Source organism: Natronomonas moolapensis 8.8.11, assembly GCF_000591055.1.
GTDB classification, from domain to species: Archaea; Halobacteriota; Halobacteria; order Halobacteriales; family Haloarculaceae; genus Natronomonas; species Natronomonas moolapensis.
Map to the genome: position 1 here is coordinate 1,585,368 of NC_020388.1, position 13,387 is coordinate 1,598,754.

The window sequence follows — 13,387 nt, forward strand, 5'->3', positions numbered from 1 at the left end:
TTAAAATACTAATTATTACGTTAAAATGGAAATAGTAATAACAGTAAATAATAATATAGAGTTAAAAATTGCTATATGAGCGTCGTTAGCATCTCGATGCCCGAGGCGTTAGTTGAACACATCGACGAGTTTGCCGACAAGCATGGGTACAGTGGACGGAGCGAGGTCGTACGCGAAGGGGCACGGACGCTGCTCGAAGAGTTCCAGGGAGGAGCTGTTGACGGGCAGAAACATATGTGTACAGTCACGGTAGTCTTCGAATACTGCCAACCCGCTGTCCAACAGCGTCTCACGGGAGTACGCCACGAGTACGATACTATCGTCTCTGCGACTACCCATGCTCACGTTCAGGACCAGTACTGCATGGAACTGTACGTCCTGGAGGGGACCACGGAGGCCCTATCCGGATTCATCAACACCGTCCGGGCAGTGCCGAATGTCCGAGTAGTGGATTACTCGATCGCCTCATTAGGAGAGGACACCGTTCACAAACACATCAGAATATCGGTACTTCCCAACCGGTGTGAGCGGCGGAGCTAGATCACCGGTCTGATTGAGGAAGACGTCTGGTTGGGTAAGTGTGCTTGATCTCCCCGAACCAGACGGTGTTCTTTCAGCAAGGGACGTCAAAGAAGTGGCGGCTGATGTAATCACAGAGCTTCCTCTGCCAGGAATCGAGGGCTCGCCCCTCGATTCCGGCGATATCTGGCCGGTCGTTACCATGGCCAGCGTCAACCAGACGTCCGTCTGGGACGTGACCTCCCAGACGGACGGTACCCCCTGTGACGACACCGTCATGACCTGGTTGCACACCCTCCAGCGTGGTTGGCTCGAGTTCAGTGCCAATCTCCTGTTTCGGCACCTCGCCCTGACGATTCTCGACCCTGACCGGTCGAGAATCGTCTCCATCGACTTCGTCGATAACCCCTATCACGGCCACCCCGACGAGGACGACGGCGAACTCTGCTCGTCCAGTCCCACCGACGGCACGACGACCTGCCACCGCTACTGCACCGCCTACGTCGTCTCGAACGGCAAACCCGTGACGCTGGCGCTGACCTACGTCCGCAGCGACGAGCAGGAAGCCGACGCGGTCGAGCGCGTCCTCGACCGCGTCGGCGCCTACCCATTCGCCATCGACCTGCTGCTGGCTGATCGAGGCTTCTACAACGGGCGCGTCATCCGTCGTGGACGGGAGCTGGCAACCACCGTGATCCCTGTCCAGGAGAAGGGTGAGCGGATGAAAGAGAAACTCGACACGCACTGCTCGTACATGACGACCTACCGGATGTTCAAGGACAGCGAGCGGGAACTCCGGTTCCCGCTCGCAGTTTCGGTCTCGTATCACAACGGTGACCGAGGGAAACACGGGGAGGTGGTGCGGGGGTACGTGGCGTGCGATCTGGCCGATCGCACGCCCACGCAGATCGAGCGTCGCTACCGGAAACGATCGGCGATCGAGACGAGCTATCGGCTGTTTCGCCAGGCGCGAGCGACGACGACAACCCAAGATCCACTCGTTCGATTTGCGTTCGTCCTGGTGAGTTTCTTGTTGGAGAATATCTGGTTAGTGCTGCGATGGGCGGTCGTCGCCCGCCCCCGGCGGGGCGGGCGCGACCTGCCAACGCAGTTCACGTTCGGTACCTTCTGTGACTGGATCAGGCACGTACTGGAACAGGAGTTGGAGCGTCGGTGGGAGATAGAGATGAACAGAACTGGCGTCCCGGACGCATACGGATCGGCCGCGGGCTGAACGCTCAGCCCGCGGCCTCGGGGTGCCCGCTGTGAGCGGCAGCTCTCAGTTGAGACGTCGACATCGTTCGACACAGCTCATCTCGGCACCTCAGAACTCGTTCAGCGTGAAGTCACCTCAAGAACACGGCGGTGATCGCTGGAGAGACTCACCGATCCAGCGACCCGCCGAAACATCGATTGGGAAGTACCGAATATGATCTAGATTTGTTATCAATATAATAATCTTGATTAACATAAACGTGTTGAATACGGGTGGATGAGTGAGACAATTACCGAAGAACTACCGACAGAGTATGACTCACTCTGCATTGGAATCACACTATACGACCCACAGACGGGGAGTATTCTGGACGCGAATCAGAGGGGAGAGGCGATATTCGGATACGATCTTGAGCGTCTACAGCAGATAGATATCGTTGAGTACACCGCCGATACGCACGGCCCTTCCACATGAGGATGCCGAGGTCGATACCCACGCTGTTGCTCGCGTTGAGCGTGTTCACGTTGGGTTTCTCGGGCAGTTCTGAGTCGTCGGTTTCGAGGCCGAAGGAAACGAACCATTCCCCGGTCGTCTCCTTCTTGAACGTGACTTCCTTGACTGAAGCGCAGTCAGGAATCGGGCGGTGGTAACGGATTTTGACCCAGCCGATTTTGCTGAAGCGAATGTAAGCGAACCTGTCGTGGCCCCTCTTTTCATCGAGGTCGAAACCGGACTGGTTGTACGTTACGCTTCGGTAGTCGGTGGGCGATTGCCGTTTGAGCCGACCAACGTTGTAGCCCTTCTCTTTCTTCTTGCGAAGGTTCGAGAGGTTCCGGTGGAATCGTGCGACGGTAGCTTGTGCGGCTTTCGAGTGTAGTTCACTGAAGACAGGCCACTTGCGTTTCCACTCGGGAAGTTTGTTGTTCTGGTCGTACTCACTCGGTTTGTCGTCCTCGGGGCTGTTCGTGTAGTCCCAGCGGACGTGGTTGTAGAGTTGGCGATGAACATTCAGATGGCGTTCCAGTCGTTCCGCTACCTCTCCTGTTGGGTAGGCTTGGTAGCGGTGACTGTGTTCCATCGCTGTCTCTTGATTAGGTATGTTTCAACTTAATGATTTGTATTACTGCGTGTCGGCTTCATCCCCGAGGTCAAGCCTCGGGGTATTCGCCTTGTCCGCTGATAAATTATCATCAATCAAGGATCTCAACAGAACCAGCCGTCAGTACGGCCTAGTGCTCCGCAAGGAGCATCAGTTTGACCCGACTCACCGCATCGAAATCGCGCAAGCGATAGGTGAGGTCCCGGACACGGGGTGCCGATCCGCTGCAGAAGAGCGTCTCGAGACACCACTCCCGTTCATGGATATGATTCGTGGCCGTGATGACGTCCTGGAACTGATGCTGTACGTCGTGAACCTCTTCGATAACCGCTTCGTGTTCGTAATCGAAGGCGATGATAACGACGACGTCGCCTTCGATATCCTCCAGTCTGGTGTGGACCTCGATGTACGCCTGCATCGCTTCGCGGACGCCACGCGAGCGTGAATCTAATCCCTCTGCTTGCCACGTCTCATCGAACTTGGAGAGAAGGTCGTCGGGGATGTTGAAGCTCGTGCGCATCGGGTATTAATCAAAGCTCAAAACATATGTATTGCTAGTAACTATAATTCTTATTTTATTATATACTTTGGGAGTGATATAGTGGCCTACCGAGTCCGGGATCGATGCACGCACCGGATAGCCTCCTGTCTGACGTCTAACTTGCCCGTCGCACAGTCTGGAGTCAACCCAGCCGCCCGAGACTCGTCGCAATTCGGTTAATACGCAATCTGCCAAATGAGGAATTGTCGGTGACATGGGTGGAAATTATAAGTATAATAGTATCTGAATCCATCGTCAGTTTAACATTCTAATTCTCTATAATAGCAGAAAATATTAAAATTTATATCCAAAATATTATTTTTGTCGGTGGCATATTCCTATATGTCGTATGCAAACGTATCTAGCGCTGGCCAAGCACACGACGGATGCGAAGCAGGAGATCGAGAGTATGCCACAGTGGCACGAAAATATGCGAGATATCGTCAGGCAGGTAAACGGGGAAGTTCTCGATACCTACCACGGAAGCATTGAGGACTACGACGCTGTGATCGTCTTCGAACTACCCGATAGTCGGAGTAGTGAACAGGCTCGGCTGTTACTGGAGCGTGACGGTACGCACGAGGTTGAGATCTCTGAAGTGTTCGACCACGACGAGTACAAAGAGTTCGTTGAAGAACTCCCTTGACGGCTGTTTCACACAGAGAGAGCTATTCGGCACGACTGGCCACGCGACGACCGGTTCGAGTTGGAACTGGGGGATGTAGTACCAGAAGGCAAACGCGATGCCCGCGAGGTCGATCACGACGATCACCTACACATACCAGAGGGCCACCGATTCGACTCGATCGGGAAGTGGCGCGAGGCACCCGGGGAGGCGATCAGTCTCCGCTACGGCCATCGAGCGACTCCGTGCGGATCGTTTCAGACAAAGTCTCGTGGTCGGAGAGAGCCTCGACGAGTTCGGCTTCCGTGACTGGTCGGGTACTCCCTTCGAGTCCTGCGTCGCGAGCGATCCGGACTGCCGCCGGCGGACGAAGGTTCGCTCGATCTAGTAGGTCGTCATCGTAGAATACTTCCCGTGGTGTGCCACCCCCGACGACGTTCCCATCGGCCATCACACAGACACGGTCGGCAATCTCGGCGGCGAACTCGAGGTCGTGGGTCGATAGCACGACGCTGATGCCTTCTTTATGAACCTGTCGGATTCGCTGGGCAACCAGCTGCGATCGTTCAGGGTCGAGACCAGCCAGCGGCTCGTCGAGGACGACCACACTCGGCTCCAGCACGAGCACGCCGGCGAGGCCGACCAACCGCTTCTCGCCGCCGCTGAGGTAGTGGGGGACTCGATCCTCGAGATGGGCGGCGTCAACCGTCGCCAGCGCCTCACGGGCGCGATGCTCCGCCTCCTCACCAGCCATTCCGTAGTTCTGCAGGCCGAATAGCACGTCGTCCAGCACCGTGGGCGCCACCAGCTGTGTATCGGCATCCTGGAAGACAAACCCGACTTCTTTGCGGGCATGAGGCTTGTTGTCCTCGGTGACCGCAATTCCGTCGACTACCAGTTCGCCCTCGTCGGGCATGAGGGTAGCGTTCAGGTGTTCAAGCAGCGTCGACTTGCCGGCACCATTACCGCCGACGAGTGCGACCACCTCGTCGGGGTACACCGAAAAGTCGACATCGTGCATCCCGACGGTGCCGTCGGGGTAGGTATGGGCGTTACACCGGAGGTCGACCAGCGGGGAATCGGTTTGACTCACGGTCTCACCCCATATACCGCGACTACTGCGTAGCCGACGACAGCGACGTACAACCCGATTACGATGAGTAGTTCGTGGATCGGTGGCCGCGATACATCGCCGTACAGCGTGATGTCGCCGTCGTAGCCGCGAGCTTCCATCGACTTGACGAGCCGCTCGGACTGCTCGATCGCCGACAGCATCGTCATGCCGAGGATTCTGGCGTACAGCCATTTGTTCGACCAGAACTCCGAGAAGTTCGCTCCACGGGAGAGTGCGGCTTTCACGAGATCCTCGAGCGTCTCGAGCATAACGAACGTGAACCGATAGGTGAGCAGCGCGATCTGGTCGATCGGTCGCGGGAGTAGTCGTCCGAGCATATACGCGACGTCGGTGTATTTTGTTGTCATCGACGCAGTCAGGGCAAACGTGACGACTGTGAGTGATCGGCAGCTGAGCTCGAAAAAGAGGACGAGCCCTGCCCACGTGAGAGAAAGTTCACCAAGCGGCGTTGAGAGCGCCCCACCGATCGGCATACCCGGTTCGAGAAACGCCAGCGGTCCGGCGACCGAGACGATGAACAGCATCGGCAGCGTGTACCAGCCGGCTAACCGTCGGAAGGGCAGCCCTGCGAGTCCGTAGATCACCAGTACGGCTCCGTACAGACCGGCCAAGAGCGCGAGACGGTCAAACACAGTAACCGCGAGGACGAGTGCACCGACGACGCCGACCTTCGTCCATGGATTGACGCGGTGTAACGGTCCGTCTCGGCGTTCGGCGAACGCCGTGATGAGCCGCGGATCGGGAACGTGGTTCGAGAGTGTCGTCACGGTTACCGGGCCGGGCGTTCTCCGTCTTCAAAGCCACCGTAGCGGTCGACGTAGACGTACAGCCCGATACCGAGGACAGCCAACACGAGAACGAGCGCGCTGAACTCAAGCATCAGCCCGCCCTTCCGAATGGGGCCGGCCACCACGATACCGCGGCCAAAATCGACAAGCGAACCGCCGCCCTCCTGCACACCACGCTGGAGGGCTTTCGCAGAGCGTTTGGCCCACGGCAGGGCACCACCGGTCGCGGTGAACCCCCAGTAGCCAGCGGCGAGAAAGGCAGCGAAGAGGCCAGCAAGGCCGCCGTACTGCTTCCAGCGCTGCATCAGGCGGTCACCCCAGTCGGCTCCTCTTGGCTGTCACGGTCTGCGAGACCAACGAGGTCGGGGCGGACGGAAGCGAGGAACTGGACGATGAAACCCGTCAGAATCCCCTCGATGACGGCGACACCGAGGTTGAGCCCGACGAGCCCGGCGACGGCAATCGTCAGGTCACCACGCGGCAGCGCGCTTCCGTTCACGCCGCTGATGACGATGATCGCGCCCATCAGGAACGCGCCTGCCGAGAGACCGAGCGTCGCAGCACTCGCACTGGCAGGAAAGACGTCCCAGTCCATCCTCATCAGGGTTTTGAACGCGTAGTAGGCAACGATGGCCTCAGAGGCATTGACGAGCGTATTCGCGCCGAGCAGGCCAACTGCACCGTGGCCAAGCGCTGCGGAAAAGATGTTGACGACCAGTGCGATGAGCGCTCCGAGCAGCGGCCCAGCAAGAATCCCCACGAGGCCGGTGAGGTTCATGTGGATGCCACCCCACACAGGGATATTCAACTGGAAGATCGCGAAGCTCGCGGCTGCGCCGATACCAGCGAGCGCAATCTGGTGTGTCTTGATCCCGCCCTTACGGACCCGGTAGACAACTGCGCCGACGAGCGCGACGCCGAGAGTCGTCCACACGATCAGTGCCCACAGCGGAAACGAACCTTCGCCGAGGTGGATATGTGCCATTGCTATGTTGGCAATTTAGAATATAGATATAATAAACTTGCCTTCTGTAAGATAGGATGATAATAAATATTCTGTTATGGAGTGGTTGTTATTGACAACATCTCGGTTCCGCGATTCGGTTTTCAGGGCTATTCAGCGCTTTTTTCGAACGGCTCACCAGCTTCGACGTTCATTACGTTGACCGGAACAGCAGTGTACTCAACGGACACAGACTCGTCCACGCCGCGTACAGTCGCGATGAATTCAAGAACGACATTATACTTTGCCTCGATAACGAACGTCTCGACACAGCCAGCGTTTTTTTCGAGACAGTTGTGGGAGTTCGATCGGACCGACACTTCAAATTCGTGGCGGATATCCATCATCCGGCGTTCGATTTCCGGTTCGTCGTATCCGAAGACAGCAGTAACTGTCGCCAATACCCGCCGATCTTCGTAATCTGTCTCTTGATACTCTTCAAGCAGTGATTGGCACGCCTCGCGGATGACCTCACTCCGGCCGGTGTAACCGTGTTCGTCCGCAAATGTATCGAGACCGTCTCGGAGTCGCTCCGGCATCGAGGAGCTCACGATGGGCATATATTAAAAATTGTCTTGAGAGTAATATATCTAATGGACTCACCAGCAAGTATTAACAAAAATTCCACAAGAGAGTATCAATATCTAGTGTTGATTAGACTGCCGAGCTCATCCCGAAGTCGCTCAATGTGGTCTACAGAGTCACGATCTGTCCGTTCACGTGGACGTTCTATGCCAATGGAAGGTAGAGTTCGTATATGTTGCTAGAGCTGGCGTGAATTCAGCGAGAGAGGCAAGATAGAATCAGTTCATTTCGGCCAACGGGCCGAAGTCATCTACCGGTACCACCGAGTAGTCGATTGTGAGCGTATCCTTGGTCGCTCGAATCTTCCCGACAAACGTTGAGATCTCTTCGAGCGACCCCTCAAGGACGAATAGCTCCATACAATGATGACCTCCAACGTGACTGTGGAAGTTCGAGACGACGGTGTCTTCGTGTTCGTGGCGTAGGTGCATCATCTTCTCCTCGACGCTTGTCGTCTCGTAGTCGAAAACGACGGTGACGACACCCATCAAATCGCGGTTTTCGAGTTTCTTGTCCTCGAACTCGCCGAGGAGGTTCCGAGAGGCTTCACGAAAAACCTCACTACGACCAGTGTAGCCGTGTTCCTCCGCGAATTCGTCGATTCGTTCGAGCAGTTCTTCGGGCATCGAGACGCTGACGACGCTCATATAACAACATAGAATGTGAAAATATTAACAATTATCATCTACAGCTGCAGCATTGCAGTGATGTAGATATGCTCTCTCACGATGGGGGAATACCAGCACTCCAAGAGGTACCGAGCTGCTTCGAAATTTCGGAGTATTGCGAAGCGATTTGTAGGGTTAGTCTGGAGCTTGTTGTGGAATCTGTTGGAATGGAGAAGACAGAAGGCACGCATCATTCTCATCCTCCGAGGTTGTGTTCACACTGACCGTCTCAATCCATATCGCAGCTTGGCGCAGTTCATAAATAGTATGAAGTTGTAGTCTGGGATAGAACGATGGCACGAATTACCGGATCCTACCCAGACGATCTCGATCTCCTCATTGAGGGTGCTGTCGAGGCTGGTGTGTTCGGGGGGAAGAGCGATGCGTTGCGAGAGTTCGTGCGTGACTATTTCGAGGACCACGAGAACGAACGTATTGCAGCTGTGGTTGCCCTCTACGAACGCGAACGGATTACCCTTGGTGAGGCCGCGAGACTTGCTGATGTCGACCGCTGGACGATGCGTGATCTTCTCCGCGAGCATGGTATTGAACTCCGCCTCGGACTCCTTGACGAAGACGACGCAGCTTACGAGGTGGAAGCAGCAAAAGAACTCGAATTTGATAATGAAGATTCGGATGGGGAGGAGTCTCCTGCGAAATGACAGGCGACGGGATTCCAGCGAATCCGAGCGTCCTAAACACGACTGTCATCTCGAATTTTGCGTATATCGACGAGTTATGGGTGGTTTCTGGACTCTCTGGAATTTGTGCAGTGCCGGTCGTTCGCGAGGAACTGGAAAACGGCGTTAATGATCACCCGTATCTTCAATCCGCACTCGATATACTCGCCGATGAGATTCCGGTCGCACCAATCTCGGACGCCGTCGCAAACAGAGAAGCAGTTGTCAGCGATCATCTTGATCCCGGGGAAGCGCAGGCGTTCGCCTTAGCAGACGCACATGACGGTCGGCTGCTCACCGACGACGGAGATGCCCGATCGTTTGCGAAAGACCAGGGCGTGACCGTTATCGGGTCGGTTGGCGTTCTGTTGGCTGCAATCGATGCTGGGAAGATCGATGAAGCTACTGCCGACAAGTGGCTGTCGACATGGATCGATGAGATCAGCTACTACGTCCCGTATCGAACGGTTTCGCAGTATCGATGACGGATAGCTAGCGGAAGCCTCGCCGTTTCGCGCGGGGAGGAAGTCGAAGGCTCCCAGTAATATCTCCATGCGGTCAAAAGTGGATTCTATCGTTAGGTTGAGGACTGTGGACCGTTGAATACTGCTCTGTATGCGTGTTCAGTAAATATGTTCACTATATGTATTCATGAGTTGTGTTCAATATGGTGTGTATGTAGTTTTACTCTTTAACGTAACTACTCACTTTCATGAGTTGCAAAAATGAATTGTTATTTTATATGTGTCTGACGAACATTCAAGATGAATGGCATCAATGAACATCACATGCTAGCATACTCAACATACAGCGAGGCAGGAGGAGTTGGCAAAACCACTACTGCCGCGAATCTCGCTGTCGCACATGCACGGGCGGGCCTCAAACCACTTGTAGTCCCCCTCGACCCGCAAGATGGTGATCTCTCCCGACTCTTCGGTGTCGATACTGATCGTACTGAACCAGTCGATAACCTCGTCCGGCACATGATTCGTCGATCAAAAGGTGATTTCGACGATCTCATCCGAACAGTCGAGGGAGTCGATATCATTCCAGAGCACAATATGCTCTCAGACCTTGCCGAGTACCTCCAACGAGAGAAAGAACAAGCAGAGGCAATGGGCGAAGCCTTCGGTATGCACGCTCAACTACTTCGTGTTCTCCGGGATGCTGGTGTCCCCGATGAATACGACGTTCTCATTTGTGATCCACCGGCTACTGAGGGACCGCACCTCTACAATGCAATTCACGCGACTCGTTCGTTGGTTATCCCCGTTGAGCCAAGCGCGAAAGGTCGCGCAGCGGTTCAAGGACTAGAATCACTAGTTGCCGGTCTTGAGGACCAACTCGACGTAGAGGTCGGCGTTTTGGCCGCTGTTCCAATCGGGTTCAAAAATACTCGTGACCAACGAACGATCCTCGAAAAAATCGATTACCCGATTCCAGAGATAATTGGCGAACGAGCCTCAATGATGGAAGGTGCGTGGATGCAACAGTGTTCTGCGTTCAGGTATGTGCGGGACCACCGCGATCGCCGCCGTGGCTACGAACTTGAGACACTCGGGCAATTCGATCGTATTGCACGACATCTTGAGGCCGGCGTCGGGATCAAGGCACCGAATCCGCCGGAACCCGGTGATCTCGACCACGGGGTGCTATCTGCATGACGGGGATGAAGGAAGGTGCTGGTGAGGACCCGTTTGCTGACGAGACGACAACAGATGACCCAGCTCTTGGTGAAACAGAGTCTAAACAGGCGACCAATGACACAACACGTGAGCGATCTAGTACTAAGACCACCGAGAGCCAACAGCGGCCAATGAGTATTCCGTATAAATTCCGTCGGGATGGGGTACAGGATGGTCGTGATCGCGTCCCACTGTTTTTGCAGCCAGAAACAAAACGGGCGGAACGAGACGCTGTACGGGAACTAGAGGAGCGATTTGATACTAACGTCTCCCTTACAGATCTTCGGGAGGCCCTAGTCCGGGCTGGACTCGACCACCTCGATGATGTCGAAGGCGAACTCGAGGAATGGGGCTATGGAATGTCGTTCGATACCTGAGCCCTCTGCTGTCGCCCAATCAAAACGCTCGAAGAGTCTGTCGCTAATCTCAACGATAGTGTGGTAGTATGGAGAGCCAGAGGCAGTTTTATGACAAACACCTTTGTCAACAAGTGGTTTGATAATGAACTACGCTCTTGTGGCGTAGATTGTTGGCGACGATCTCTGTCGGGAGGCTTGCCGGTGGGGTCGGGGGTTCGTAGGACATCAACCCTCCCCGTGTTAACCAACACAAACGACGAATTCATACTTTTGTTGGTTAAGACGACTGGAGCGGTTCTTTTGTCTGCTGACTGTAGCTCCACTTGAAATGTATTTAATAGACCTCCAGCCCCATCGAATGGAGTATGAAGCGTCTCCACGTCGCGACCGTTGTCGTCCTTCTGTTGTCTGTCTCCCTTGCGGGCTGTACCGGCGGCCTGCCAGCCGGCGACACGCCACAGGACGACGACGGCGACCAGCCGACGCCCCCTGCCGAGGGCACACTCCAGGTCCACTACATCGCGGTCGGGCAAGCCGCGGGCGTCCTCGTCATCGGCCCCGAGGGCGAGACGATGTTGATCGACTCGGGGCATTTCAACGACGACGGCGAGTACGTCATCCAGTATCTCGAAACGCTGGGTATCGACCGCCTCGATTATCTCGTCACGTCGCATCCAGACGCCGACCACATCGGCGGCCACGCCGACGTCATCACCCACTTCGAGACGACTGGCGACGGCGTCGGCGCGGTCTACGATCCCGGCATCACCTCGAGTACCTAGACCTACGACCAGTACCTCGACGCCGTCGAAGAACACAACGTGACGCTGATCCAGGCCCACGCCGGCGACGAGATTCCGATGGCGGGCGTCAGTGCCGACGTCCTCGGGCCGCCCGAGGGCTATCTCGCCGGCGAGGATCCAAACGAGAACAGCCTCGTCCTCCAGGTGCGCCACGGCGAAACGAGCATGCTGTTCACCGGCGACGCCGAAACTGAAGGTGAGGCCTTCCTCGTCGAGGAGTACGGCGACCGACTCGAAACGACCGTCATGAAGGCTGGCCACCACGGCAGTTCCAGCAGCACCGGGTCGGCGTTGCTCGACGCAGCCCACCCACAGGCCGTCGTGATTTCCCCGTCGTACGACTCCCAGTACGGCCATCCACACGACGAGACGCTCCAGCGGCGCGCGACGCGGTCGATCACGACCTACTGGACGGCCACCCACGGCACCACCGTTTTCCAGAGCAACGGTACCCACGTCAGCGTCGGCACCCAACAGACAGCCCCGACCGCGCCGCTGTCGTTGCGGGACGGGACGGCGATCGAACCGGGCGATCCGAGCGGCCTCCGCGAGCGGGCCGTCATCGACGCTTCCGGCGGCGTGCGCGAGTCCACGCCGGTCGCCACGGACGGCGGCGTGGAGGGGACGGACACGAACGAGGGGCCAGCAGAGGGACTCGCCGTTGCCGAATTCAACTACGACGCCGCGGGCGACGACAGGGAGAACCGCAACGACGAGTACGTCGTCTTCGAGAACACGGGCGAAGCGCCCATCGATCTCTCGGGGTGGACGGTCCAAGACGACGCCGGGGCGACGTACACGTTCCCCGATGGGACGGTTCTCGATCCGGGCGCGGAGGTGACGCTTCGAACCGGCAGCGGGGAAGACACCGCGACGGAGCTGTACTGGGGTTCGGGCCGACCGATCTGGAACAACAATGGTGACACGGTGATCGTGACGAACGACGCGGGCGAGCAGGTCCTCACGGAGGGGTACTGATGATTCCCGATAGCTCCTACACGGCAGTAATCGACGAATTCGAGGGGTCGTTAGCGCGCCTCAAGCTAGCGGACGACTCCGGCGATCTCTACGAACTCGTCGTCGAGACCGAGGCGCTCCCGGAGGACGGTCGCGAGACGGGGGCGGTGTTGGCCGTCGAAGTCCTCGACGAAGCGCTAGTTGAGGCCGCATACGACTCCGAGGAGACCAAGCGGCGACGAGAGAGTGCGAGAGAGCGGTTCGATCGACTCTCGAAGCGGCCCGACGAGGACGAGTGACTCCGAGATTCGAAGAACTACACACTGAGACGGAGGAGCTTTTTCTTGACCTCCGACAAGCCAGCCATCTCGCCAAGTGTGTGATCTGTGTGGAGATAAAAATAGGAAGGCTGTCCCCAACAAAAATGAAGAGTCGGTTCACAGCTAGTGTTACGTCGTTGCCCGTGATATGCCGGTGTAGGTGGTCGACTGCGTATGTCTGATTCTCCCGACGACACGACCGACTATGCGACCCCCTCGCATGACTACCTCCGGCGACGGCTCCAGCAGATGGATCCATACGATTTTGAGTTGTTTGTCGGCGACGTCTGGGAATATCTCGGTTGGAACACGCGGGTAGTAGGGGAGCCAGGCGACCGTGGAATCGACGTGATCGCAACGGATGGTGGGGACAAACAAGTGGGTTCTTGAGAGACTATAGTGGC

At 56.5% G+C, this 13,387-nt stretch carries 16 protein-coding genes and 2 pseudogenes; 10 read left to right on the top strand and 8 right to left on the bottom strand.

Features of this window, described 5'->3' with window-relative positions; translation table 11 throughout:
- Window positions 1-75: 75 nt before the first annotated feature.
- Both NMLP_RS07730 and NMLP_RS07735 read left to right on the top strand, forming a co-directional pair.
- Window positions 76-540, top strand: a complete 465-nt coding sequence (locus NMLP_RS07730) for a CopG family ribbon-helix-helix protein (protein ID WP_015409558.1) — start codon at window positions 76-78, stop codon at window positions 538-540.
- Between the two features lie 40 nt (window positions 541-580).
- Window positions 581-1,753, top strand: a complete 1,173-nt coding sequence (locus NMLP_RS07735) for an ISH3-like element ISNamo6 family transposase (RefSeq protein ID WP_015409559.1) — start codon at window positions 581-583, stop codon at window positions 1,751-1,753.
- Between the two features lie 454 nt (window positions 1,754-2,207).
- Here NMLP_RS07735 and NMLP_RS07740 read toward each other — a convergent pair.
- A pseudogene (locus NMLP_RS07740) lies at window positions 2,208-2,813 on the bottom strand (RNA-guided endonuclease InsQ/TnpB family protein); the annotation flags it as partial.
- 151 nt (window positions 2,814-2,964) lie between these two features.
- The gene (locus NMLP_RS07745; protein ID WP_015409560.1) at window positions 2,965-3,354 is read right to left on the bottom strand and encodes a CopG family ribbon-helix-helix protein; all 390 of its coding nucleotides are present in this window, start codon (window positions 3,352-3,354) and stop codon (window positions 2,965-2,967) included.
- A 370-nt stretch (window positions 3,355-3,724) separates the two neighbouring features.
- On the opposite strand from NMLP_RS07745, the gene NMLP_RS07750 reads away from it, so the two are divergent.
- A complete protein-coding gene (locus NMLP_RS07750) occupies window positions 3,725-4,021 on the top strand; it encodes a GYD domain-containing protein (RefSeq protein WP_015409561.1) in 297 nt (98 codons plus the stop codon).
- Between the two features lie 193 nt (window positions 4,022-4,214).
- Here the strand turns inward: NMLP_RS07750 and NMLP_RS07755 are convergent, their stop codons facing one another.
- The 6 genes from NMLP_RS07755 to NMLP_RS07780 all read right to left on the bottom strand — a co-directional run bounded on the left by NMLP_RS07755 (window position 4,215) and on the right by NMLP_RS07780 (window position 8,158).
- A complete protein-coding gene (locus NMLP_RS07755) occupies window positions 4,215-5,021 on the bottom strand; it encodes an energy-coupling factor ABC transporter ATP-binding protein (RefSeq protein ID WP_084260833.1) in 807 nt (268 codons plus the stop codon).
- Window positions 5,022-5,089: 68 nt separating this feature from the next.
- Complete coding sequence (locus NMLP_RS07760) at window positions 5,090-5,902, bottom strand: energy-coupling factor transporter transmembrane component T family protein (RefSeq protein ID WP_015409563.1); 813 nt, start codon at window positions 5,900-5,902, stop codon at window positions 5,090-5,092.
- A gap of 2 nt (window positions 5,903-5,904) precedes the next feature.
- The gene (locus NMLP_RS07765) at window positions 5,905-6,228 is read right to left on the bottom strand and encodes a hypothetical protein (RefSeq protein WP_015409564.1); all 324 of its coding nucleotides are present in this window, start codon (window positions 6,226-6,228) and stop codon (window positions 5,905-5,907) included.
- The gene (locus tag NMLP_RS07770; protein ID WP_015409565.1) at window positions 6,228-6,908 is read right to left on the bottom strand and encodes an energy-coupling factor ABC transporter permease; all 681 of its coding nucleotides are present in this window, start codon (window positions 6,906-6,908) and stop codon (window positions 6,228-6,230) included. The genes NMLP_RS07765 and NMLP_RS07770 overlap by 1 nt, the downstream gene beginning before the upstream one ends.
- Before the next feature lie 128 nt (window positions 6,909-7,036).
- Window positions 7,037-7,465, bottom strand: coding sequence for a CopG family ribbon-helix-helix protein (locus NMLP_RS07775; RefSeq protein WP_049926315.1), 429 nt, complete (start codon window positions 7,463-7,465; stop codon window positions 7,037-7,039).
- A 264-nt stretch (window positions 7,466-7,729) separates the two neighbouring features.
- Window positions 7,730-8,158, bottom strand: coding sequence for a CopG family ribbon-helix-helix protein (locus NMLP_RS07780; RefSeq protein ID WP_015409567.1), 429 nt, complete (start codon window positions 8,156-8,158; stop codon window positions 7,730-7,732).
- Window positions 8,159-8,472: 314 nt separating this feature from the next.
- Between NMLP_RS07780 and NMLP_RS07785 the strand changes: the two genes are divergently transcribed.
- The 7 genes and pseudogenes from NMLP_RS07785 (at window position 8,473) to NMLP_RS07820 (ending at window position 13,373) form a co-directional block, all read left to right on the top strand.
- Window positions 8,473-8,841: a UPF0175 family protein gene (locus tag NMLP_RS07785; RefSeq protein WP_015409568.1), complete on the top strand. Its 369-nt coding sequence runs from the start codon at window positions 8,473-8,475 to the stop codon at window positions 8,839-8,841.
- Complete coding sequence (locus NMLP_RS07790; RefSeq protein WP_015409569.1) at window positions 8,838-9,344, top strand: hypothetical protein; 507 nt, start codon at window positions 8,838-8,840, stop codon at window positions 9,342-9,344. Before NMLP_RS07785 ends, NMLP_RS07790 begins: the two co-directional genes overlap by 4 nt.
- A 303-nt stretch (window positions 9,345-9,647) precedes the next feature.
- On the top strand, window positions 9,648-10,523 hold the full coding sequence (locus NMLP_RS14410; protein WP_015409570.1) for a ParA family protein: 876 nt from the start codon (window positions 9,648-9,650) through the stop codon (window positions 10,521-10,523).
- Window positions 10,520-10,921 carry a hypothetical protein gene (locus tag NMLP_RS14415; protein WP_015409571.1) on the top strand — a complete coding sequence of 134 codons (402 nt, stop codon included), beginning with the start codon at window positions 10,520-10,522 and terminating at the stop codon, window positions 10,919-10,921. The genes NMLP_RS14410 and NMLP_RS14415 overlap by 4 nt, the downstream gene beginning before the upstream one ends.
- A gap of 347 nt (window positions 10,922-11,268) precedes the next feature.
- Window positions 11,269-12,684: pseudogene (locus NMLP_RS16170) on the top strand (lamin tail domain-containing protein).
- Entirely contained in the window at window positions 12,684-12,962 is a 279-nt protein-coding gene (locus NMLP_RS07815) for a DUF3006 domain-containing protein (protein WP_015409572.1), read from the top strand. The pseudogene NMLP_RS16170 and the gene NMLP_RS07815 overlap by 1 nt, the downstream one beginning before the upstream one ends.
- A 195-nt stretch (window positions 12,963-13,157) precedes the next feature.
- Complete coding sequence (locus NMLP_RS07820) at window positions 13,158-13,373, top strand: restriction endonuclease (RefSeq protein ID WP_015409573.1); 216 nt, start codon at window positions 13,158-13,160, stop codon at window positions 13,371-13,373.
- The last annotated feature ends 14 nt before the right edge of the window (window positions 13,374-13,387 follow it).